Source organism: Acuticoccus kalidii, from assembly GCF_021556395.1.
Taxonomy (GTDB): domain Bacteria; phylum Pseudomonadota; class Alphaproteobacteria; order Rhizobiales; family Amorphaceae; genus Acuticoccus; species Acuticoccus kalidii.
Genome location: NZ_JAKGCS010000005.1, coordinates 44273 through 65820, shown reverse-complemented (window position 1 = coordinate 65820; position 21548 = coordinate 44273). Strand labels below are relative to the sequence as shown.

At 67.7% G+C, this 21548-nt stretch carries 18 protein-coding genes; 12 read left to right on the top strand and 6 right to left on the bottom strand.

Annotation, left to right across the window (positions count from 1 at the left end; translation table 11 throughout):
• The first annotated feature begins 160 nt into the window (after positions 1–160).
• Genes L1787_RS00570 through L1787_RS00535 form a run of 8 tightly spaced genes read left to right on the top strand, consistent with a single transcriptional unit; the run spans position 161 to position 7868 of the window.
• The gene (locus L1787_RS00570) at positions 161–1021 is read left to right on the top strand and encodes a nitrilase family protein (protein ID WP_235706524.1); all 861 of its coding nucleotides are present in this window, start codon (positions 161–163) and stop codon (positions 1019–1021) included.
• A gap of 42 nt (positions 1022–1063) precedes the next feature.
• Positions 1064–2215 (top strand): substrate-binding protein, encoded by a 1152-nt coding sequence (locus L1787_RS00565; protein WP_235706523.1) that lies wholly within the window; start codon positions 1064–1066, stop codon positions 2213–2215.
• 19 nt (positions 2216–2234) lie between these two features.
• Positions 2235–3071, top strand: coding sequence for a branched-chain amino acid ABC transporter permease (locus tag L1787_RS00560; protein WP_235706522.1), 837 nt, complete (start codon positions 2235–2237; stop codon positions 3069–3071).
• Positions 3064–4848 carry a branched-chain amino acid ABC transporter ATP-binding protein/permease gene (locus tag L1787_RS00555; RefSeq protein ID WP_235706521.1) on the top strand — a complete coding sequence of 595 codons (1785 nt, stop codon included), beginning with the start codon at positions 3064–3066 and terminating at the stop codon, positions 4846–4848. The genes L1787_RS00560 and L1787_RS00555 overlap by 8 nt, the downstream gene beginning before the upstream one ends.
• Complete coding sequence (locus tag L1787_RS00550; RefSeq protein ID WP_235706520.1) at positions 4845–5546, top strand: ABC transporter ATP-binding protein; 702 nt, start codon at positions 4845–4847, stop codon at positions 5544–5546. Before L1787_RS00555 ends, L1787_RS00550 begins: the two co-directional genes overlap by 4 nt.
• Positions 5547–5558: 12 nt before the next feature.
• Positions 5559–6299, top strand: coding sequence for a DUF1028 domain-containing protein (locus L1787_RS00545; RefSeq protein ID WP_235706519.1), 741 nt, complete (start codon positions 5559–5561; stop codon positions 6297–6299).
• An 11-nt stretch (positions 6300–6310) separates the two neighbouring features.
• A complete protein-coding gene (locus tag L1787_RS00540) occupies positions 6311–6490 on the top strand; it encodes a hypothetical protein (protein ID WP_235706518.1) in 180 nt (59 codons plus the stop codon).
• Positions 6483–7868, top strand: a complete 1386-nt coding sequence (locus L1787_RS00535; RefSeq protein ID WP_235706517.1) for an amidase — start codon at positions 6483–6485, stop codon at positions 7866–7868. Before L1787_RS00540 ends, L1787_RS00535 begins: the two co-directional genes overlap by 8 nt.
• Positions 7869–8313: 445 nt before the next feature.
• On the opposite strand, the gene L1787_RS00530 is transcribed toward L1787_RS00535, so the two are convergent.
• The 6 genes from L1787_RS00530 to L1787_RS00505 all read right to left on the bottom strand — a co-directional run bounded on the left by L1787_RS00530 (position 8314) and on the right by L1787_RS00505 (position 15777).
• Positions 8314–8940, bottom strand: a complete 627-nt coding sequence (locus L1787_RS00530) for a tetratricopeptide repeat protein (protein WP_235706516.1) — start codon at positions 8938–8940, stop codon at positions 8314–8316.
• A 1-nt stretch (position 8941) separates the two neighbouring features.
• Positions 8942–11788, bottom strand: coding sequence for an EAL domain-containing protein (locus L1787_RS00525; protein ID WP_235706515.1), 2847 nt, complete (start codon positions 11786–11788; stop codon positions 8942–8944).
• Complete coding sequence (locus L1787_RS00520) at positions 11785–12447, bottom strand: GNAT family N-acetyltransferase (protein ID WP_235706514.1); 663 nt, start codon at positions 12445–12447, stop codon at positions 11785–11787. The genes L1787_RS00525 and L1787_RS00520 overlap by 4 nt, the downstream gene beginning before the upstream one ends.
• The gene (locus tag L1787_RS00515) at positions 12444–13718 is read right to left on the bottom strand and encodes a M16 family metallopeptidase (RefSeq protein WP_235706513.1); all 1275 of its coding nucleotides are present in this window, start codon (positions 13716–13718) and stop codon (positions 12444–12446) included. The genes L1787_RS00520 and L1787_RS00515 overlap by 4 nt, the downstream gene beginning before the upstream one ends.
• Positions 13718–15115: a threonine synthase gene (gene thrC, locus L1787_RS00510; protein WP_235706512.1), complete on the bottom strand. Its 1398-nt coding sequence runs from the start codon at positions 15113–15115 to the stop codon at positions 13718–13720. The genes L1787_RS00515 and thrC overlap by 1 nt, the downstream gene beginning before the upstream one ends.
• Before the next feature lie 71 nt (positions 15116–15186).
• On the bottom strand, positions 15187–15777 hold the full coding sequence (locus tag L1787_RS00505; protein ID WP_235706511.1) for a YqgE/AlgH family protein: 591 nt from the start codon (positions 15775–15777) through the stop codon (positions 15187–15189).
• Positions 15778–15905: 128 nt separating this feature from the next.
• Between L1787_RS00505 and L1787_RS00500 the strand changes: the two genes are divergently transcribed.
• The 4 genes from L1787_RS00500 to L1787_RS00485 all read left to right on the top strand — a co-directional run bounded on the left by L1787_RS00500 (position 15906) and on the right by L1787_RS00485 (position 21063).
• Complete coding sequence (locus L1787_RS00500; protein WP_235706510.1) at positions 15906–16391, top strand: peroxiredoxin; 486 nt, start codon at positions 15906–15908, stop codon at positions 16389–16391.
• Between the two features lie 364 nt (positions 16392–16755).
• Entirely contained in the window at positions 16756–19734 is a 2979-nt protein-coding gene (ileS, locus tag L1787_RS00495; RefSeq protein ID WP_235706509.1) for an isoleucine--tRNA ligase, read from the top strand.
• Entirely contained in the window at positions 19731–20225 is a 495-nt protein-coding gene (gene lspA, locus L1787_RS00490; RefSeq protein WP_235706508.1) for a signal peptidase II, read from the top strand. The genes ileS and lspA overlap by 4 nt, the downstream gene beginning before the upstream one ends.
• Positions 20226–20355: 130 nt before the next feature.
• The gene (locus L1787_RS00485) at positions 20356–21063 is read left to right on the top strand and encodes a hypothetical protein (protein WP_235706507.1); all 708 of its coding nucleotides are present in this window, start codon (positions 20356–20358) and stop codon (positions 21061–21063) included.
• The last annotated feature ends 485 nt before the right edge of the window (positions 21064–21548 follow it).

The window sequence follows — 21548 nt, the reverse complement described above, 5'->3', positions numbered from 1 at the left end:
AATCGAACGCGCGGCAACGCGATATTGCCTCAATGCTGGGCAACTGGTGTCGCCGCCGTGGCGGGTGTAGCGTCTTTTGCGCGCCGCTCCGGGGCCGCATCCGGCGTGGCCATTGGCACGAGATATGCAGGTTCCGGTTAAGCAATCGGTTGGAGGTCACGTGAAGCCAACCCTGACAGTCGCATGCATTCAGTTCGAGCCGAAGATCGGAGACGTCGCCCGGAACGTCGAGGAGAGCGCCGCGCGCATCGAGGAGGCCGCGGACCATGACGCCAAGCTGATCGTGCTGCCGGAGCTGTGCAACACGGGCTATGTGTTCGACGGCCGCGGCGAAGCCCTCGCGCTCGCCGAAGAGACCGACGGCCCCACCATCGCCCGATGGACCGCCCTCGCCGCGGACCGCGATCTCCACATCGTCGCCGGCTTCTGCGAGAAGGACGGCGACGCGCTCTATAACAGCGCGGCGATCATCGCGCCGGACGGTCTGCTCGGCATCTACCGCAAGACGCACCTGTGGGACGAAGAGGCGGTGATCTTCGAGCGCGGCGATCTCGGCTTTCCGGTCTTCCGCACGGCGGTGGGCCGGATCGGCGCGTTGATTTGTTATGATTGCTGGTTCCCGGAGGCTTGGCGGCTCCTCGCTCTTCAGGGTGCGGAGGTCGCCTGCGTTCCGACGAACTGGGTGCCGATGCCCAATTCCGAGCATCAGCCGCTCGCGATGTCGAACATTTTGTGCATGGGCGCGGCGCACGCCAACTCGATCTTCGTCGCCGCCGCGGACCGGGTCGGCACCGAGCGCCAGCAGCCGTTCATCGGGCAGAGCATCATCGCCGGGCCCGACGGCTGGCTGATGGCCGGCCCCGCGAGCAAGACCGATCCCGAAACGCTCTATGCCGCCTGCGATATCGGCGCGGCCCGCCGCAGCCGGACCCTCAACGCCTTCAACCAGGTTCTGCGCGACCGTCGCGCCGATCTCTACGGAGAAATGCTCGGCTCCGACGCCGAGCCGTCTTGGTACTGACAGCCCGACCAAAAACAACAAATCGACACCCGGAGCCCTCTCATGAAACGAAGCGTCTTCCTTTCGCTGCTCTTGTCGGTGACGGCGACCGCCGCGCTGGCGCAGGACCCCATCAAGATCGGCATCCCGGTCGGCCTCAGCGGCGCGAACAGCGTGGTCGCCCCCTCGGTCGTCCAATCGGCCGAGCTCGCCGCTGAAGAGATCAACGCCGAAGGCGGCATTCTCGGCCGCCCGGTCGAGCTCATCGTCGCCGATGACGGCTCGGGCGCGCAGGGCGCACAGCGCGCGTTCGACAGCCTCGTCTTCCGCGAGGGGGTCGACGTTCTCATCTCGATGGAGACCTCGGCGGCCCGCAATGCCGGCCTTCCGATCGTCAATCGCGGCCGCGTGCCGTACATCTACACCTCGTTTTACGAGGGCAAATCCTGCTCGCCCTGGATGTACGTCAATGCCTGGGTGCCGGAGCAGCAGGTGGCTCCGATCGTCGACCATTTCATGAAGGAGTTCGGCGCCAAGACCTACTTCCTTATCGGCTCCGACTACGCCTTCGGCCGCGGCATGCTCGAATTCACGCGCCAATATGTCGAGGACAGTGGCGGCGAGATCGTCGGCGAGGAGTATCTGCCGATGGACGGTTCGGACTGGACCGCGATCATCTCCAAGCTGAAGGCCGCAAACCCCGACGCGCTGATCACCTCGACGGCCGGCGGCGCGCCGAACGTGACGCTGACCAAGCAGCTCCGGGCCGCGGGCGTGTCGATCCCCTACGGCAACCTCGCCGTCGACGAAGGCACGGCGAAGTCGATGGGCGCCGACGCCAACGGCATCTTCATCGCCGCCTCCTATGTGACGGGCATCGATTCGGAGGAGAACAAGACCTTCCTCGACGCGATGAAGGCGAAGTTCGACGGCGACCTCAACACGCCGAACGACCTTTCGGTCCCCCAATATGAGGCGGTCTATCTCTACAAGGCCGCCGTCGAGAAGGCCGGGTCGACCGATCCGCAGGCCGTCATCGACGCGCTCTCCGAGGTGAGCTTCACCGGCCCGCGCGGCACCGTTCAGATGAACAAGCAGCGCCACGCCCCGCTCACCATGTATCTCGGCCAGGTCCAGGAGGACGGTTCGGTCGAGGTGATCCAGAGCTTCGCGAACGTCGATCCGGGCGATCAGTGCCCGCAATTGGCGAATTGATCGGCGCGGGCGACCGACGATGAGCATCCTCGTCCTCGATATCGTGACCACGGCGGCGATCCTGTTCGCCGTGGCCTCCGGGCTGATGATCATTCTCGGCGTCATGAAGCTGATCAACTTCGCCCACGGCGCTTTTCTGACCGTGGGCGGTTACACAGCCTTCCTGACCACCGAGGCCGGCATCACCCCCTGGCTATCGGCGCCGCTGGCGGCGATCTTCGGTTTTCTCGCCGGGATCGTGATCGAGCGGCTCGTCGTCCGCCCGCTCTACTCCCGCCCGCTCGACGCGATCCTCGCGACCTGGGGGCTCGGCATCGTCATCGGCCAGGTCATCACGTTGACCTTCGGCCGCGAAGTCCAGTTCGCCGCGAGCCCGATGTCCGGCACCTTCGATTTCGGCGCGATCGACTATTCGGCCTATCGCATCGTCGTCACCTTGATCGCGATCGCGATCGGAATCGCGCTGACGGCGCTGTTCTACGGCACGCGCTTCGGCCTTCAGGCCCGCGCCGTGATCATGAACGAGACGCTCGCCCGCGGCCTCGGCATCGATTCGGGCCGCGTGCGCACGCTGACCTTCGGCCTCGGCGCGGGCCTTGCCTGCGCCGCCGGCGCGCTGATCACGCCGCTCCTTTCGGTCGACCCCAATATGGGCCTTCCCTGGCTCGTGAACTCGTTCATGCTGGTGCTCGTGTCGGGCGTGTCGATCCCGTCCCTCGCGCTCGCCTCCCTCATTCTCGGCGGCGCTCAGGTCGCGGTGTCGACCTATATCAGCCCGATCATCGGCGGGCTCACCATCGTCGTCCTCGCAGCGTTCATCCTGCGCATCAATCCGCGTGGACTCGGTCTTGGCTAGCCTGTCCTCAAAGCGCGTCTATCGCACCGTCGCTCTCGGCGCGATCACCGCCCTCGCGGTGATCGCGATCGCGCCCTTCTTCATGGACATCTACACGACCAACATCCTCATCCGCGCCTTCTACCTCGCGGCATTGGTGATGACGGTCGACATCCTGTGGGGCTATACCGGCATCCTGACCTTCGGCCAGTCCGCCTTTTTCGGGATCGGCGCCTATGCCTGCGCCCTCGTCTTCACCCATTACGGGTTCGGCCCGCTCTGGGCGATCGGCGCGCTCGCGATCGGCATTCTCGCCGCCCTCGCGGTCGCCGCGATCGTCGGCTGGCTCGCCTTTTATCACGGCGCATCGCCGCTCTATGCCTCGATCATCACGCTGGCGCTGCCGATCGTCCTCGTCCAACTGATCTTCGCCGGCGGGCGATGGACGGGCTCCTCCTCCGGCCTCTCCGCCTTTCCGACCTATTATTGGTCGACCGAGACGTGGTTCTGGATCGCCGGCGCCTATCTCGTCCTCGTCACCTCGCTCGGCTTCCTTCTGGTGCGCAGCGATTTCGGCCGCATCCTCGTCGCGATCCGCGAGAACGAGGAGCGGGCGGCCTATCTCGGCATCCCGATCAGCCGGATCAAGACCGGCCTGATGATGGCCTCCGGCGCGGTCGGCGCGGCCGCCGGCTTCGGCTATGCCGCCTTCACCAACGTCGTCGCTCCCGAGCTCGGCGACTTCCTGCTCGGCACCGAACTCCTCATCTGGACGGCGCTCGGAGGTCGCGGAACGCTGATCGGCCCGGTCCTCGGCGCGATCGGTATCGACGTGACCGCCTCCTATCTCTCCGGCACGCTCCCCTTCCTGTGGAAGCTCCTCACCGGCATCGCCTTCGTGGTGGTGATCGTCTTGCTGCCGCGCGGCCTCGCGCCGATTCTCGGCCAGGCGATCGGCTTCGTCATCCCGCCGCTCCGCCGCAAGCCGCCTCAATCGGCCGAGCTGGTGCCGGCCGACTGGCGCCCCATCGCCGCCTCCTTCGATGCGCCGCCGCTGAAGATCGACGAGCTCATCTGCCAATATGGCAGCCTGCGCGTTCTCACCGGCGTCAACGCCACGGTGAAGGGCGGCGAGCTCCTGTCGATCGTCGGCCCCAACGGCGCCGGCAAGACGACGCTGATGCGCTGCGTCTCGGACGGATCGGAGCGGACCGCCGGCCGGGTCTATGTCCAGGGCGTCGAGATCGGCCGCGGCGCGCCGCAATCGATCGTCGCGCTCGGCGTCGGCCGGTCCTTCCAGAACACCAACCTCTTCGACACCCTCACCGTCGCCGAGTGCCTGATGCTCGCCCGTTATGGCGTCGACGGCGCGCCGATGTTCGCCCGTCGCGCCGAGATCAGGATGCCCGAGCCGGCGCTCGACATCATGCGCGCGACCGGGCTCGACAAGGTGCTCGCGACCGAGACCGGCAGCCTCAGCCACGGCATGAAGCGGGGCCTCGAGCTCGCAATGGTGCTCGCGACGGAACCGTCCGTCCTCCTCCTCGACGAGCCGACGGCCGGCCTTACCAAGGCCGAGCGCACCGCGATCGGCCACACGCTGAAGCGCCTCACCGACGAATACGGCCTCGCCGTCGTCCTCATCGAGCACGATCTCGACTTCGTGCGGGAGATCTCCTCGCGCATCGTCGTCCTCCACCAGGGCAGCGTCCTCATGGAGGGCACCGTCGAGGAGGTGGTGAACTCCGAACTCGTCCGCGCGGTCTATTCCGGCGAGCAGGTCGAGGCGGTGGCATGAGCGGGCCAATCCTCTCCCTCGACGAGGTGTCCTCCGGCTATGGCGCGGCGACCGTCCTGCACGGCGTGTCGCTGTCACTGCGCGCGGGCGAGATCGTCGCCGTTCTCGGCAAGAACGGGATGGGCAAGACCACCCTCCTCAAAACCATCATGGGCTTCGTGAAGGCGGCCGCCGGCTCGGTTCTCCTCGACGGCGCGCCGATCACCGGGCGCTCGCCCCACGCCATCGTGCGCCAGGGGGTCGCCTACGCGCCGCAGGACTACACGATTTTCCAGGATCTCACGGTGGAGGAGAATCTCCGCCTCGGCGTCCTCGCCGACGACATCTATCGCGGCCGCGTCGACATGCTCGGCGACGTGTTTCCCCGTATGCTCGAGCGCCTCAAGCAGCGCGCGGGTACGCTGAGCGGCGGCGAGCAGAAGATGCTCCTGATGTCACGCGCCATCATCGCCCGCCCGCGCATCATGCTCGTCGACGAGATCTCCGAGGGGCTGCAACCGACGATGATCGAGCGCATGGCCGAAGTGCTGCGCCGGACGCGCTCGGAGCACGGCACGGCGGTCCTTCTCGTGGAGCAACATCTGTCCTTCGCCCTCTCCGTCGCCGACCGCTATGCCGTCCTGAAGCTCGGCGAGATCGTCGACGAGGGGGTGGCGGCCGAAGGCGCGGCGAAGGTCGCCGAGCATCTCAAGGTCTGACGGGCGCGCGCCATGGAAGTGAACACCTTCTCGATCGTCGGACGCTGCGAACGGACGGGGGAGCTCGGCGCGGCCGTCGCCTCCGCCGTTCCCGCCGTCGGGGCGATCTGCCTCGTCCTGCGATCCGGTGTCGGGGCGGTCTCGACCCAGTCCTGGGTGAACCCCTACCTCGCCGGTGCGATTCTCGACCGCCTCGCGACCGGAACGACGGCCCCCGCCGCCGTGGCCGCCATCCTCGCCCAGGATCCCGCCGCGGCGTTCCGCCAGGTCGGCGCGATCGGCCACGCCGGCCCCGGCGCCGCCCATACGGGGACGGAGTGCACCCCCTGGTGCGGCGAGCGCGACGGACCCGACTACGCCGCGCAAGGCAACATGCTGACAGGACCCGCCGTCATCGACGCCCTCGCCGAGACGTTCGAGACGACCGCCGGCCTTCCCCTCGAAGAGCGCCTGATGCGCGCTTTGGAGGCCGCGCAGGCCGCCGGCGGCGACAAGCGCGGACGGCAATCGGCCGCCCTCGCCGTCATCGGCGCGGAGGATTATCGCCGCGTCGACCTTCGCGTCGACGAACATGCCGACCCGATCGCCGAGCTTCGCCGCGTCTACGCGGTGGCGGGCCGTCAACTCGCCCCCTTCGTCGCCGGGATGCCCCGTCGCGGCGCGCCGCCGGCCCCCGCCCCGGACGCCGTCGTCGAAATGCTTCTGAAGTCCCCGCCCGACCGCCCCGGCGGCGGTGGGTCACGCAACCCCTGAAAGAGACGCCGATGCCGGACCCGCTCGCCCCGCGAACGATCACGAGCCTCGACCTCGACGAGCCCCGCCTCGCGGAGGTCGCCGCCGCCTTCGCCGAGATCCGCACCGAGATCGAAAAACTGCGCACCCTCGATCTCGGCGAGATACATCCCGCGATCGTCTTCCACCCGGTGGAGCCCGCCGGTGAGTGACCTCACGGACCGGACGATCACCGAGCTCGCCGAGGCGATCCGCACCGAGCGCCTCTCCCCGGTCACCCTCCTCGACGCCTATCGGGACAGGATCGCCGCGCGTGACGGAACGCTGAAATCCTTCGTCCACCTCAATGACGGCGCGCGCGCCGCCGCGGAGACCGCGGCAGAAGAGATCGCGGACGGCGCCTATCGCGGCCCCCTGCACGGCATTCCGATCGCCATCAAAGACAATTACGCCACCGCCGACATGCCGACGACGGCCGGCAGCGCCGTTGCGATCGACGATCCGATGACTGACGCTCATGCGGTGGCGAAGCTGCGCGCGGCCGGCGCGGTGTTCATCGGCAAGACGCGGATGCATGAATTCGCCTGGGGGATGGAGACGCCGCCGACGGTGAACCCGTTCGACACCGACCGCGTGCCGGGCGGCTCCTCGGGCGGCTCGGGCGCGGCGCTCGCGGCGGGGCTCTGTGCGGCGGCGCTCGGCTCGGACACCGGCGGCTCGATCCGCATCCCGGCGAGCCTTTGCGGCACCGTGGGCCTCAAACCCACCTTCGGGCGCATCGGTCGAAGCGGCATCGTTCCGCACTCTTGGTCGCTCGACCATGCCGGGCCGCTCGCGACCTCCGTCGCAGACGCCGCGCTCCTGACGGCGATCATGTCCGGCCCCGACGCGGCCGACCCGGCGGCGACCCACGCCCCTCTCGCCTACGACGCGCTCCGCCCCGCCCTCGACGCGGGGGCCAAAGGCCTCAAAGTCGGCATCTGCCGCAACCATTTCTTCGAGGGCATCACCCCACCGGTCGCCGCCGCCGTCGAGGCCGCGATCGACGGGCTCGCCGCCGACGGGGCGACGATCACCGAGTTCGAGATTCCCGAACTCGCATACGGCCTCGGCGCGATCTTCGCGATCGAGCTCGCTTCGTCGACCGCCTATCACGATCGCCGCCTCGCGCGAGGCGACGTCGCGTCCTTTTCGGAGGATGTGCGCCTTCTGGTCGAGATGGGCCGCTTCGTGACCGGCGCGGATTATCTCCAGGCCGAGCGCTACCGCACCTTGATCGGACACCGCTGGGCGGAAAAGCTCGCCGATTGCGATGTCGTCATCGGTCCGACGATGCCGCTGACGGCCTGGCGCGTCGGCGAGCGGACGGTGGAGATCGGCGGCGCGCCGGAGAGCGTTCTCGCGGTCGCCTGGCGGCTCACCTATCCGTGGAACCTCACCGGCCTTCCCGCCATCAGCGTGCCGTGCGGCGCGGCGGAGGGCCTGCCGATCGGCCTCCAGATCGCCGGCAAGGCATTCGACGAGGCCGCCGTCCTGCGCGCCGCCGCCGCCGTCGAACGCCGCCAAGGCGGCCCCTTCCGCAAGGCCTGAGGGCCGCCCCGCCACACTTGGCCGGCCCCATCTGCGACGCCGCCGCGGCCCCCTTCGCTCTCGAATGGTCCCCCATTCATGACGCCAGGCCACCAGCGAACGCGCGCCCCATCCGGCAGTGCCGAAAATGGCGGCGCCCCAACGGGGCCCCACACCGCAGACCACGCGCGACACTTGCGCCACCCGGCCGGCCCGCGCCTCCACACCGCGCGTCCTCTTCCCCTTCCTTTGGAGAGACCGAAAGCCCGACCTTCCTTCGGAGCCGCCGACACGGCCCGGACCCCGCGGAGCGGGGCTCGGGTCAACCCCGAAGAGCGAAGCGTGGGTTGAGGCGAGCCCCGCTCCGCGGGAGAATGGACACGAGGCGGGAGAGGCTTGGCACGGCCCCATCGGCGGCGCCGCTCGGGGACCATCCCGATCGGCGCCCGTCAGAAACGGGATCGCCTCAGACGGCCGGTGGCTGCGATGCGCCGCCGGGCGATGCCGCCGCGCGGCGCATGTCGAACGAAAGATGCGCGTGGGCGCCGAGCGATCGAACCTTCGAGGCCAACGCTTCGGGAAGATCGGTGAGGACGGTTTCCATCTCGTCGGTCCGGCCGAGATCACGCAGCGCCTCGGCGCGCACCAAGGCGGCATGACGGCCGGGCATCTCCGCGACGCGGGCGAGCGCCGCCTCCGGCGCGTGCGCCTTGAGGAGGAGCGCGGCGAGGTTGAGACGCGCGTCGATATCGTAGGGCTCGATGGAGAGAAAGCGCTCGAACCCGTCGCGGGCGGCGCTGAAGCGACCGAGATCCATCAAGGCGCAGGCCCGCTCGAAGAGCGCGTTGACGTGCCGCGGCTCGCGCGACAGGACGGCATCGGCCGCGACCACCGCCTCTTCGGCGCGGCGCGCGTGGCGGAGCGCCACGGCCTTGTTGTAGAGGAGCGCCGGCGCCCCCGGCTGGTGCACGAGAAGCCCGTCGAGCGCCGCGACCGCCTCGTCCCAATCCTCGGCCTTGACCGCCTCCTCGAAGCGGGAGGCGAGGCGTTCGAGCTCGGCGTGGGCCGAGGGACGGGCGCCTTTGCGCATCATGTCATTCGGCCGCGGCGGCTTGCTCGACCGCGAGGTTGGGGGCGGCCTGCGCCGTCACGGGGCGGCCGAAGGCGGGGCCGACCGCATAGCGGGCGCCGAGCGAATGGAGCTCGGTCGCCTCACGGGCGTTCATCACGCCCCCCACCATGACACGCGCTTCGAGCGCATTGGTCATCGCAAACAGCGCCGACAGCATCTTCTGCTGGCGAATGTCGCCGGAGACGGACGTGAGGCGCTCGTCGAAGCGAATGCCGTCGAGCGCGAAACGATAGAGATTCGGCAGCGCGCTGGTGCGGCGGGCGAAGTCGACGATCCACGTTCCCGCGCCGACATCGCGAAGGCGCGTGAAGAGCTGGACGGCGAACTCCGGATTGTCGGTCACGACGCTTTCGGGAACGCCGATCTGGAGGGCGCCATGATCGAGCCGGTTGCGGGCGATCACCGTCTTCACGTCACCGATCAGCTCGGAGCGGAAGGCGTCGGCGATCGGGAGCGTGAGGAGAAGGGTGAGCGGCTTGCCGCCGGTCCGCCATTGGGCGAGCGTCTGCGCGGCGCGTTCCATCGTCGCGATCGCGAGCTGGACGGCCATGCCCTCCTGCGCGGCGACGTCGAGAAGCTCGGCCCAGTTGAGCGGACCTTGCAGCGGATGGTGCCAGGACGGCATCGCCTCGTAGCCGACGATCCGCTCGTTGAGGAGATCGTGCACCGGGCGGTACTGGATCTTCACCTTGTCTTCGGTGATGGCGCGCTTGAGGTCGCGGGCGAGCGAGCGGCCGCTCATATTGAGGCGGCGCATCAAGGGGTCGAACACCTCGCCCCGATCGCCGCCCTGACGCTTGGCGCGGCGCAGCGCGAGGCCGGCATTCTCGAGGATCTCTTCCGGGCTGTCGGCCTTGAGGTCGATCCCGGCGATCCCGACCGAGACCTTCACCGAGAACTCGCCATCGGCAAATTGGATCGGTGCGCCGACCGTCTCGCGCACGCGGTTCACGAACTCCTCGAGCTTGGTCGGGTCGTGGTAGATGAGGAGGCCGAAACTGTCGCCGTTGAGGCGGGCGACGCTGTCATGGCGCTTCAGCATACGGCCGAGCCGCCGCGCGAGCGTCAGGAGCACCGAATCGCCGACCGACTGGCCGTAGGCGTCGTTGATCTCGGAGAAATCGTCCGGGTTCACGATGACGACGAAGAGGCGCTGCGCGGTCGTCTCGTTCGACCAAGCGCGCGCCATCTCGATCCGGTCGAGGAAGAGATAGCGGTTCGGCAGACCGGTCAGATTGTCGTAGACGCTGTCATGGAGGAGACGCTCCTCGATAGTCTTCGCCTCGGTCATGTCGTTGAGCGTGCCGACACAACGGATGATCTCGCCCGTCGAGCCGATCACCGGCCGGGCGCGCAGGCGGAACCAGCGATAGTGCCCGTCGACGCCGCGAAAGCGGAAGAGATCGCTGATCCGGCCGCGGCGGCGGTCGACCATCGAATCGAGCGTCGCGCGGAAACGGTCACGGTCCTGCGGATGGAGCACCGCGAACCAGTCCTGCGGCGGGCCCTGGAGATCGCCTTTATCGAGGCCGAGCCGATGCTCCGCCTCCGCCCCGCACGAGATGTGGTCGCGCGCGACGTCCCAGTCCCAGACGATGTCGCCGGCCCCCGCGAGGGCGAGCACATCGCGCTCGACGTCCTTTGCCAGCGAGGGGGCGATGGTGGCGCCGGCGAAGGCGTATTGCATCACCGTGAAGCCGATCAGGAGGACGAGCAGGATGAGCCCGCCATTCAGCGCAGGCTGCACGAAATCATTGTCGATCTCGCCCGAGACGGTGAGCGCCGCACCGACGATCCAGGCGATCAACAGCGCCCAGGTCGGCAAGATCAGAATGGCCCGATCATGGCCCCGGATCGCGGAGATCAGGATGGCGAGCAGGCCGAGCCCGGCGACCACCACCAGCGCGCAGCGGGCGATCGTCGCGGTGAGGACCGGATCGTGTACCGCGAGCCAGCCGGCCGCGGCCGCCAGCGGAACGAGAGTGAGGAGCGCATAGTTGTTGCGCACCCGCCAGCGGGTGAAATTCAGATAGGACAGGATGAAGCCCGCGAGCGCGAGGACCAGCATCGCCTCCGCGAAGGCGCGCAACACCGCCTCGTTCGATAATCGGGCCGCTATGACGTCGCCCAGGAAGGCGAAGTCGATGAGGACATAACCGAACGCCACCCAGGCGAGCACCGCCGCCGAGGCGAACATCATCGTGCCCTTGATGACGAAGATCACCAGGAAGAACAGCGCGAGAAGGCCCGAGATGCCGACAACGATCCCCTTGAAGAGGGTGTAGGCGTTCTGGCTGTCGCGATAGGTGCCGGGCTCCCACAGGCGCAGCGTCGGAAGCTGCGGCGAGGCGAGCTCGAGGACGTAGGTGACGGAGGCGCCGGGATCGAGCGTCAGGAGGAAGACGTCGGCGTCCGAACTCGGGATCCGGTTCGGCGGAAAGCCCTCGCTCGGCGTGATGGCGAGAATGCGCTCCGAGCCGAGATCGGGGTCGAGAACGCCCGAATCGGCGAGCCGATGATGCGGCGCGACGAGGAGACGGTCGATCTGCTCATCGCCGGGATTTTGCAGGCCGATCACCGCCCAATAGCGAGTGTCGGGGTTCGTTGCGCGCACTTCGATGCGCTGGACGACGCCGTCGAGATCCGGCGCGGTGGAGACCTGAAGGCTGCCCTCCTGGTCGAGATACATCTCCATGTGCGGCCGAAGGTCGACGACCTGGACCGTGCCGCCGACCGGAACGGCCTCGACCGCATGCGCGGTCGCGCCGCAAAGCGCGAGGATGATGAGAGCAAGAAGGGCGCGGATCATGCCGGTTCCCCGCCTTCCCGACTGACGGCGGCGGCCGCTTCCTTGCCGGCGGCCTCGCCGACCGCGTCACCCGCGCAGAGCGCGAAGAGGACATGGTCGCGCCAGGCCCCATTGATACACAGGAAGCGACGGGCATAGCCCTCTTCGCTGAAGCCGACACGACGCAATAGACGCATGGAACGCTCGTTGTGCGGCAACGTCGCCGCTTCGATCCGGTTGAGGCCGAGCACGTCGAAACAGAACGGAACGATCCGGCGCACCGCATCGCCCATCACACCCTGCCCGGCAAAACGCTCGCCCATCCAGTAGCCGAGCGAACACGACTGGGTGACGCCGCGCTTCACATGCGCAAGGGTCAACCCGCCGGCCAATTGACCATATTTCGCTTCGAACACAAACAGGGCATAGCCCTCGTCGGCGCGGATCTCACGATGATAGCGCCGGATTCGGCGGCGATAGGCCATTCGGGTCAAATCGTCCCGCGGCCAAGTCGGCTCCCAGGGCTTCAGGAAATGCCGGCTTTCGGCGCGCAACTGACTCCACTCGCTATAGTCGTTGGCGAGCGGCATTTTCAGAAAGCACGTCTCGCCGCGCAAAATCGTTCCCTCGTTGAGCGCGGCGGAGCCGCGCACGAGGGAGGAGCGCGGCAGCGCACTCATACACCGGCCTTCCGATCGCGCGGGGCGCCGAAGCGGCCGCGAATGGTGCCCATGGTCGGCATCGTCATCGACCCGATGCCGACGAGGGTCGGCGTCGTCGTCACCATGTCGGCGAGGATGTCGCGCACGTCCTCGGGCGAGACGCGCTCGATCTCGGCGATGCGCTCTTCCTTCGGCACGGGGCGGCCGAAGACGATCGCCTGACGCGCCGCCTGTCCCATCCGGGCATTGCAGCTCTCACGCGACATCAAGAGGCCGGCCTTGAGCTGTGCCTTGGCACGGCCGAGCTCGTCCTCGCTGACGCCGGCGAGCGCGCTCTCGAGCTCGTCGAGGACGACGGTCTCCGCCTCCTCCACCTCGTCGGCCGTGGTCGCGAGGTGGATCGCGAAGACACCGGAATCGGCGAACGCCCAATGAAATGCCGAGGTGTCGTAGACGAGGCCGCGATCCTCCCGCAGCGCCTGGAAGAGGCGCGAGGAGAGCCCGCCGCCCATCACCATCGCGGCGAGGTGCGCCGTCACCGCCTTCGGATCGGTGGCCGGACGCCCTTCGAAGCCGAGGATCCACTGACATTCCGACGAATCTTGCGCCTCCGTCGCGATGCCGCCGGTATAGTGCGCGCCGGGCGGCTCGGGCGCGACGCGGCGCGGCAGCACCTCGAAGGCGCGGGAGACATCGTCGACGAGCCGGTCATGGTCGACATTGCCGGCCGCCGAAACCGTCATTGCGGAGGCGGTATAATGTCCCTCGAAGAAGCGGCGGAGCGAGTCCGCATCGACCGCGCCCACACTGTCGCGCGTGCCGAGAATGCGCCGGCCGAGCGGCTGGCCGTGATAGGCGGCCTCGGGAAAGGCGTCGAACGCGCGGTCTTCCGGCACGTCCTCGGCGGCGCCGATCTCCTGCAGGATGACGTTGCGCTCGCGCTCGACGTCGGCCGGATTGAAGGTCGGCACGGTGAGGATGTCTGACAAAATGTCGAGCGCCAGCGGCAGATCCTCGGAGAGCATCCGCGCATGATAGGCGGTCGTCTCGACGCTGGTCGCGGCGTTGATTTCGCCGCCGACACTCTCGATCGCCTCGGAAATCGCGCGGGCGGAGCGCTTAGCGGTGCCTTTGAAGGCCATATGCTCGAGGAAGTGGGCGATGCCGTGCTCGCCCTCCCCTTCCGAGCGCGCCCCGGTCTTCACCCAGACGCCGAGCGCGGCGGAATCGACGTGGGCCATCGCGTCGCTGACGACGGTGAGACCGCTATCGAGCCTGGTGAGCCGCATCAGGCCGTGACCGCCCGCGAGCGGTCGACGATGTGGCGCGCGACGGCGGCCGTGTCGGCGGCGATCTTGGTCATGCGCTCGGGCGCGTGCATCACCTCGTCGAGCCGTTCGGGCCGGACCGGGCGAACGCCGCAACCGGCCTCCACCGCGTCGGGGAACTTCGCCGGATGGGCGGTGGACAAGGTGATCATCGGCACGCCCTCCGGCAGCGTCGTCTCCCGCGCGGCCTTGAGGCCGACGGCGGTGTGCGGATCGACGATCATGCCGGTCTCGGCGTAGATCTCGCCGATGGTGCGGCGGGTGTCCTCGTCGTCGGCGCGGGCGGAGGAGAACAGCTCGGCCATGGCCGTGCGCTCGCTATTGGTGAGGGCGAAACCGTCGGACAGGTCGGCCATGCGGGCGGCGATCGAGGCGGCGTCACGGCCGGACATGTCGAAGACCAGCCGCTCGAAATTCGACGAGACCTGGATGTCCATCGACGGTGAGGTCGACGGCATGACCCGGCCCGGCGCGTAGCGGCCGGTTTTCGCGGTTCGATCCAAGATATCGTTCTGGTTCGTTGCGATCACGAGGCGCTCGATCGGTAGCCCCATCCGGTGGGCGACATAGCCCGCGAGAATATCGCCAAAATTTCCCGTGGGAACAGAAAACGCAACCTTACGCTCCGGCCCGCCGAGCGCCAGCGCGCCGAACAGATAATAGGTGATCTGCGCCGCGACGCGCGCCCAGTTGATCGAGTTGACGCCGCTCATCGCGACGCGCGTGTTGAAGTCGCGATCGACGAAGAGCGCCTTCACGATGCGCTGACAGTCGTCGAAATCGCCCTCGACGGCGAGGGTGTGGACGTTATCGTCGGCGATCGTCGTCATCTGACGGCGCTGCACCTCGGAGACGCGGCCGTCGGGATAGAGGATGAAGAGGTCGATCGCCGCGCGGCCGCGGAACGCCTCGGCGGCGGCGGCGCCGGTGTCACCCGACGTGGCGGTGACGATCGTCGCGCGGCGGCCGCGTGCGGTGAGGATCCGGTCCATCAGCCGCGCGAGCGTCTGCATCGCGACGTCCTTGAAGGCGAAGGTCGGGCCGTGGAAGAGCTCCATCACATAATCGCGCGGGCCGACCTGGACGAGCGGCGTGCGTGCGGCGTGATTGAAGGTCGCCATGGCGGCGTCGATGTCCGCGCCGAGGGCGTCGGCGTCGAGCTCGTCACCGGCGAAGCGTCTGAGGACGGCGCGTGCCATCGCCTCGAAAGGCTGGGTCGTCAGCGCCGCGAGCTCACCGGGCGCGAAGCGCGGATAGGTCTCGGGGACGAACAAACCGCCATCGGGCGCCAAGCCCGCCAAGGTCGCGTCGCAAAAGCCGAGCGGCGCCGCGCCGCCGCGTGTGGAGATGTACTGCACCCGGTGTCTCCTCCCGTCGAACCGTCACAAGCGCTTCTGGTGGCGCCCTGTCAACAACTCTCCCGCTTCTGTCAGGCATGCCCGGCCGCGGATGAGAGGAGGAGAGGGTCGATCCCCAGCTTCTGAATCGCCCTCTGATATTTCGCTTCGAGGTCTCCATTGAAGAGCAAATCGTGATCGGCCTCGCAATGGAGCCAACCATTGTTCGAAATCTCCTGCTCGAGCTGGCCCGGCGCCCATCCGGCATAGCCGAGCGCGAGGAGCGCCTGGGACGGCCCGTGGCCATTCGCGATCGCCCGCAGGATCTCGACCGTCGCGGTGAGGCAGACGTCGTTTCCGGTCACGAGCGTCGCCTCCTTCAACATGAAATCGGACGTGTGGAGGACGAAGCCGCGACCGGTCTCGACCGGCCCGCCATTGTGGACGGGGACGTTCCGCGCCGATTCGGGAAGGCGAATCGCATTTTCCTCGTCGATCACGTTGAGCTGGGTCAGGAGATCGACGAACGAGATGTTGCGCGCCGGCTTGTTGACGATGATGCCCATCGCCCCCTCCGCCGAATGCGCGCACAGGAAAACGACGGCGCGTTCGAACCGGGTGTCCCCCATCTGAGGCATCGCGATCAGACACTGTCCCTCGAGGTAGCCCTCCATCCGCTCCATCGTCCGCCCTCCTCAAGGTTGGTGATCAGCCTAGCATACCATCAGATAAGACAAAGTCGGGGCTCGTCACCGGCTCCATCGTGGACTAAAACGCCGCGACTATTCCTCCCGATCCCGGAGACCCACCGATGACGATTGCCGTTGGCGACAAGCTTCCCACCGCAACTTTCAAGGTCATGACGGCGGATGGCCCGTCCGAAGTGACGATCGAAGAGCTCACGAAGGGCCGCAAAGTCATCCTGTTCGGGGTGCCCGGCGCATTCACGCCGACGTGCGATCGCAATCATCTTCCCGGCTTCATCGAGAATCTCGACGCCATCAAGGCGAAGGGCGTCGACGAGGTCTGCGTCGTGTCGGTCAACGACATGTTCGTGATGAACGCCTGGGCGAAGGCCTCGGGCGGCGAAGGCAAGATCACCTTCCTCGCCGACGGTTCGGCCCTCTTCACCCGCGCGATCGGCCTCGAGCTCGACGCCTCGGGCTTCGGCATGGGCGTGCGCTCCAAGCGCTATTCGATGCTCGTCGAGGACGGCGTCGTGAAGATCCTCAACATCGAGGAGACGCCCGGCGAGGCGAAGGTTTCCGGCGCGACGGCGATCCTCGAAGCCGTCTGATCGGCGCGCCACAGCGTCACATCCTGGAAAGGGGCGCCTCCGGTCGCCCCTTTTCGCACGCGGACCGGCGGCAATCACGTCTGGGTGCTTTCCGTTCCGCCTCCAATCGTCTAAGCGAACTCGGATCATGAGACGCACGACCTCATACGGCCTGATCGGGATGGCGACCGGGCGAATTTTGGGCCCGTCCGCCGGTGTGAAGCCGTCGGCGGGACGGGGTTCATTCCGCGCCTGAGCGCGTCCCTCGGCTTCTGCAATTTGCGTGCCTGACCCGCACGGGGCGTCCCGTGCGCGCCGTCGGGCGCGATGTCCGTTTCCATGGCACGGCCACCGGGTGCGTGCCGCAATGGCGAAAGTCGATCCGATGAGCGATGTCCAGACGACCCCGAAAGAGGACGAAGCGCGAGACTATTCCGCGACGCTATATCTGCCGAAAACCGAATTCCCGATGCGCGCGGGTCTGCCCAAACGCGAGCCGGGCTGGATCGCCAAATGGGCCGACGAGCAGCTCTATGAGACGCTGCGCGCCGACAGCCGGGGCCGCGAGAAGTTCATCCTCCACGACGGACCGCCCTACGCGAACGGCCACATCCATATCGGTACGGCGCTCAACAAGATCCTGAAGGACTTCGTCGTCCGCTCCCACCAGATGCTCGGCTACGACGCCAATTACGTCCCCGGCTGGGACTGTCACGGCCTGCCGATCGAGTGGAAGGTGGAGGAGAATTTCCGCGCCCAGGGGCGCAACAAAGACGCGATCCCGATCAACGAGTTCCGCCGCGAGTGCCGCGAGTTCGCGACGCACTGGCTCGGCGTCCAGAGCGGCGAGTTCCAACGCCTCGGCGTGATCGGCGACTTCAAGGATCCGTATCTTACGATGAGCTTCCTCGCCGAGGCGCAGATCGCCCGCGAGTTGATGAAGTTCGCCGTTTCTGAGCAGCTCTATCGCGGCTCGAAGCCGGTGATGTGGTCGGTCGTCGAGCGGACCGCCCTCGCCGAGGCCGAGGTCGAGTATCACGACTATCAGTCCGACACGGTGCTCGTCGCCTTCCCGGTCGCCAATGTGAACACCCAGGCGATCAACGCCGTCCGCGACAATCCGTCCGAGCCCGGTTCGCCGGAGGACGACGCGATCGTCACCGACCTCCTCGAGGCCCGGATCGTCATCTGGACGACGACGCCCTGGACGCTGCCCGGCAACCGCGCCATCGCCTACGGCCCCGGTATCTCCTACGGCCTTTATGAAGTGACCGAGGCGCCGGCCGAGAACTGGGCGAAGCCGGGCGAGCTCTTCGTCGTCGCCGATTCCTTGGCCGAACAGGTCTTCAAGGAGGCCCGCGTCGACGCCTATCGGCGGCGTGACGATGTGCCGGCCGCCGTCCTCGCCGGTGTCACGGCGCGCCATCCGCTGCACGGCAAGGGCTATGACTTCGCCGTCCCGCTCCTCGCCGGCGACCATGTGACCGACGATGCCGGTACGGGCTTCGTCCACACCGCACCCGGCCACGGCGTCGAGGACTTCGAGGTGTGGATGGACAACAAGCGCGCCCTCGAGGCCGCCGAGATCGACGCCACGATCCCCTACACCGTCGGCGCCGATGGTCGGTACACCCGCGAGGCGCCGGGCTTCGAGGGGCTCGCCGTTATCACCGACGAGGGCAAGAAGGGCGACGCCAACAAGACCGTGATCGACGCACTGGTCGCGGCCGGCGCGCTGATCGGGCGCGGGCGGCTGAAGCACCAATATCCGCACTCTTGGCGCTCCAAGAAGCCGGTCATCTTCCGCAATACGCCGCAATGGTTCATCGCGATGGACACCGACCTCGGCGACGGGTCGACCCTGCGCACGCGGTCTCTCAAGGCGATCGGCGACACGCAGTTCGTCCCCGCCACCGGCCGCAACCGGCTGCACGGCATGATCGAGCATCGGCCGGACTGGGTCGTCTCGCGCCAGCGGGCCTGGGGCGTGCCGATCACCGTCTTCGTGCACAAGGAGACCGGCGACGTCCTGATCGACGAGGTGGTCAACGAACGGATCGCCGCCGCATTCGAGGCGGAGGGCGCGGACGCCTGGTTCGCCGAAGGCGCGGCCGAGCGCTTTCTCGGTGCGGAGCATGACGCGGCCGACTATGAGAAGGTCGACGACATCCTCGACGTCTGGTTCGATTCGGGCTCGACGCACGCTTTCTGCCTCGCCAAGCGGCCCGACCTCAAATGGCCGGCCGACGTCTATCTCGAGGGCTCCGACCAGCATCGCGGCTGGTTCCACTCCTCGCTCCTCGAATCGTGCGGCACGCGCGGTCGGGCGCCCTATGACACCGTCATCACCCACGGCTTCACGATGGCCGAGGACGGGCGGAAAATGTCGAAATCGCTCGGCAACACCGTCGCCCCGCAAGACATCATCGACCAGTTCGGCGCCGACATCCTGCGCCTGTGGGTCGCGAGCCAGGATTATACCGACGATCAGCGCATCGGCCCGGAAATCCTGAAGGGTGTCGCCGACGCCTACCGCAAGCTGCGCAACTCGATCCGCTGGATGCTGGGCACGCTCGCCCATGACGAGGGCGAGCCGCTCGACGCCGCGACGGCGCCCGAGCTCGAACGGCTGATGCTCCACCGCCTCGCCGAACTCGACGTCGAGGTGCGCGAGGCCTATCGCAAGTTCGATTATGGCCACGTTGCGCACACCCTGATGACGTTCGCCAATGTCGAGCTGTCCGCCTTCTATTTCGACATCCGCAAGGACGCCCTTTATTGCGACGCGCCGTCGAGCGAACGGCGAAAGGCCGCGCTCGCCGTGGTGCGCACGCTGTTCGACGCGCTCGTCGGTTGGCTCGCCCCGCTCCTGCCCTTCACGATGGAAGAGGCGTGGGAAAGCCGGGGGCACACGCGCTCGATCCACCGCGAACCGTTCGCCGCGATCGATCCTGCCTGGCGCGACGATGCGCTCGCCGAGCGGTGGGAGCGGGTGAAGAAGGTCCGCCGCGTCGTCACCGGCGCGCTGGAGGTCGAGCGGCGGGACAAGCGCATCCGCTCCTCGCTCGAAGCCCATCCCGTGGTCCGCATCGCCGACGATTCCCTCCGCGCGGCGGTGGAGGCCGTGCACTTCGACGACGTGGTGATCACGAGCGCCGTCACGATCGAGGCCGGCGCGCCGGACGAGAGCGCCTTCACCCTTCCCGAGGTGCCCGGCGTCTCTGTCCGCATCGGCAAGGCCGAGGGCAAGCGGTGTGCGCGGTCCTGGAAGGTGAGCCCGGACGTCGGCACCGACCCGCGTTATCCGGACCTGTCGCCGCGCGACGCGGCGGCGATGGCCGAGATCGACGCCGGCGCCGCATGAACGATACGGACCGGCGCGGCCGGGGGGCGGCGATCATCCTCGCCGTCACGATCCTCCTCCTCGATCAGGCGACGAAGCTCTTCGTCCTGCACCGGCTCGACTTGTCGCAGGGGCCGATCAACGTGTTGCCGGTGATGGATCTCACCCTCGTCTGGAACAGAGGCATCAGTTACGGCCTCCTTCAGTCGGAGGGGCTGGGGCGGTGGCTCCTCGTCGCCTTCACGGCGGTGGCCGTGGTCGCGCTTTCGGTCTGGCTGTGGCGCACGCAGCGGCCTCTCGTCCAGATCGCGGTCGGGCTGATCATCGGCGGGGCGATCGGCAATCTCATCGACCGGGTCGCCTACGGCGCGGTCGTCGATTTCGTCCACCTCTATTATGCGGGCTTTTCCTGGTACGTCTTCAACGTCGCCGACGCAGCGATCGTGGTCGGCGTGGTCGTCCTGTTGATCGACAGCCTGTTTCCCGGACGAACAGCCCAAACGGATCCTTAACGACGTCCGTGCAAGTGTGCCATTTCGGCATCAGTCTTCATCTGTGCGACGCGTATGGTTGACTGTCGCCTTCGGGCGCGAGAAGGCTGGTGGTTGGTGGCTCAGGCCGCCGAACTGTGGAGTTTGTCCGATGGTCCGTCTCGCCTTGGTGTTGACCGTGCTCGCCCTGACCCTGGGCGGCTGCAACACGGCCTACAATTATTTCGAGGAAGAGAGTGACGCATCCGAGCAGGGTGGCGACTCGACGGCGTTCGGCGCCATCCTGTCGATGACCGGCATGGTCGAAGAGAAAAAGCGTCCGATCCAGTACAAGCCGCGCGCCCCCCTCGCGATCCCCGGATCGACCGACCTTCCGACGCCCGAAGAGACGTCTGCCGCCGAGGCCGCAGTGAACTTCCCCGTCGATCAGGACGAGCGGATCCGCCAGCGCCAGGCCGAACTCGATGCGCGCGGCGCCGAGGCGGCTTATGAGCGCAACGCTGTCGGCGAGATCGGCGTGGCGCGTGTCGGTCCCGATGGCGTCGCGGCCGCGCGGCGCGCGGGCGGCGGGCTCGACCACAAGAAAGATTATCTCCTCGAGGACAGCCGACCCCAGGACTTCCGGCTGACTCGGGAGCAGATGCGCCAGACCTTCACCGGCCGGTCGCAGGAACGCGCCCTCCTCACCGAGGACGGCAAGCCGGCGCCACGCGCCTATCTGATCCAGCCCCCGGCGGATTATCGCACACCGGCCGATTCGGCCGCCCTGCCCGACAAGGGCGACATCGAAAATTCCGAGTGGGCCGAGAAGCGTCTCTATGGCGTGAACGATCGCCGCCCGCCACGCGCGCAAAAGTGACCTGAGCCGTTGGCCTAGCGCCAACCCGGCGAAATCGACAGGCCGTCCGCGTTCTTCCGACGCGGGCGGCCTTTTCGTTTCGGCCCCCAGGCTGACCTTTTGCACAGCGCGGCGCGCCCGCGCCCGGATATTACAAAATCTTCAGTGGCCGCATCGGCCGCCCTCGGCGTAGCGTCCAGCAGCCGAAGTGGGGCGCCGCGCGGCGTCCTTGGCCGAACGCCCCGATGCGGCGTGTCCGGCTGGCGTGCCGCACCCGGCACATGCCCCCTCGGCCACCATCCGGGCAAGGCAGCGGCGCGCTCCAGGCCGCCGGCCCGTCCGGGATCGAAACGACCGCCGCTTTCGCCCGGCCGGGTGGAACGCGCTCGGCCTTCGCCGTCCGTCATTTCGCGCGGCGACGGTCTAGCATATTGATTCAGGGTGGTTTTTCGCCGTCATTATTTCCAAATGATGGCGGGCTGCTCTAGGAATGACAGGGTCACTGC

Excerpts from the sequence above, each read along its gene's own strand:
- L1787_RS00565 (WP_235706523.1), top strand. The coding sequence starts at position 1,064 with ATGAAACGAAGCGTCTTCCTTTCGCTGCTCTTGTCGGTGACGGCGACC.
- L1787_RS00560 (WP_235706522.1), top strand. The coding sequence starts at position 2,235 with ATGAGCATCCTCGTCCTCGATATCGTGACCACGGCGGCGATCCTGTTC.
- L1787_RS00550 (WP_235706520.1), top strand. The coding sequence starts at position 4,845 with ATGAGCGGGCCAATCCTCTCCCTCGACGAGGTGTCCTCCGGCTATGGC.
- L1787_RS00545 (WP_235706519.1), top strand. The coding sequence starts at position 5,559 with ATGGAAGTGAACACCTTCTCGATCGTCGGACGCTGCGAACGGACGGGG.
- L1787_RS00540 (WP_235706518.1), top strand. The coding sequence starts at position 6,311 with ATGCCGGACCCGCTCGCCCCGCGAACGATCACGAGCCTCGACCTCGAC.
- L1787_RS00530 (WP_235706516.1), bottom strand. The coding sequence starts at position 8,940 with ATGATGCGCAAAGGCGCCCGTCCCTCGGCCCACGCCGAGCTCGAACGC.
- L1787_RS00525 (WP_235706515.1), bottom strand. The coding sequence starts at position 11,788 with ATGATCCGCGCCCTTCTTGCTCTCATCATCCTCGCGCTTTGCGGCGCG.
- L1787_RS00520 (WP_235706514.1), bottom strand. The coding sequence starts at position 12,447 with ATGAGTGCGCTGCCGCGCTCCTCCCTCGTGCGCGGCTCCGCCGCGCTC.
- L1787_RS00515 (WP_235706513.1), bottom strand. The coding sequence starts at position 13,718 with ATGCGGCTCACCAGGCTCGATAGCGGTCTCACCGTCGTCAGCGACGCG.
- L1787_RS00505 (WP_235706511.1), bottom strand. The coding sequence starts at position 15,777 with ATGGAGCGGATGGAGGGCTACCTCGAGGGACAGTGTCTGATCGCGATG.
- L1787_RS00500 (WP_235706510.1), top strand. The coding sequence starts at position 15,906 with ATGACGATTGCCGTTGGCGACAAGCTTCCCACCGCAACTTTCAAGGTC.
- ileS (WP_235706509.1), top strand. The coding sequence starts at position 16,756 with ATGAGCGATGTCCAGACGACCCCGAAAGAGGACGAAGCGCGAGACTAT.
- lspA (WP_235706508.1), top strand. The coding sequence starts at position 19,731 with ATGAACGATACGGACCGGCGCGGCCGGGGGGCGGCGATCATCCTCGCC.
- L1787_RS00485 (WP_235706507.1), top strand. The coding sequence starts at position 20,356 with ATGGTCCGTCTCGCCTTGGTGTTGACCGTGCTCGCCCTGACCCTGGGC.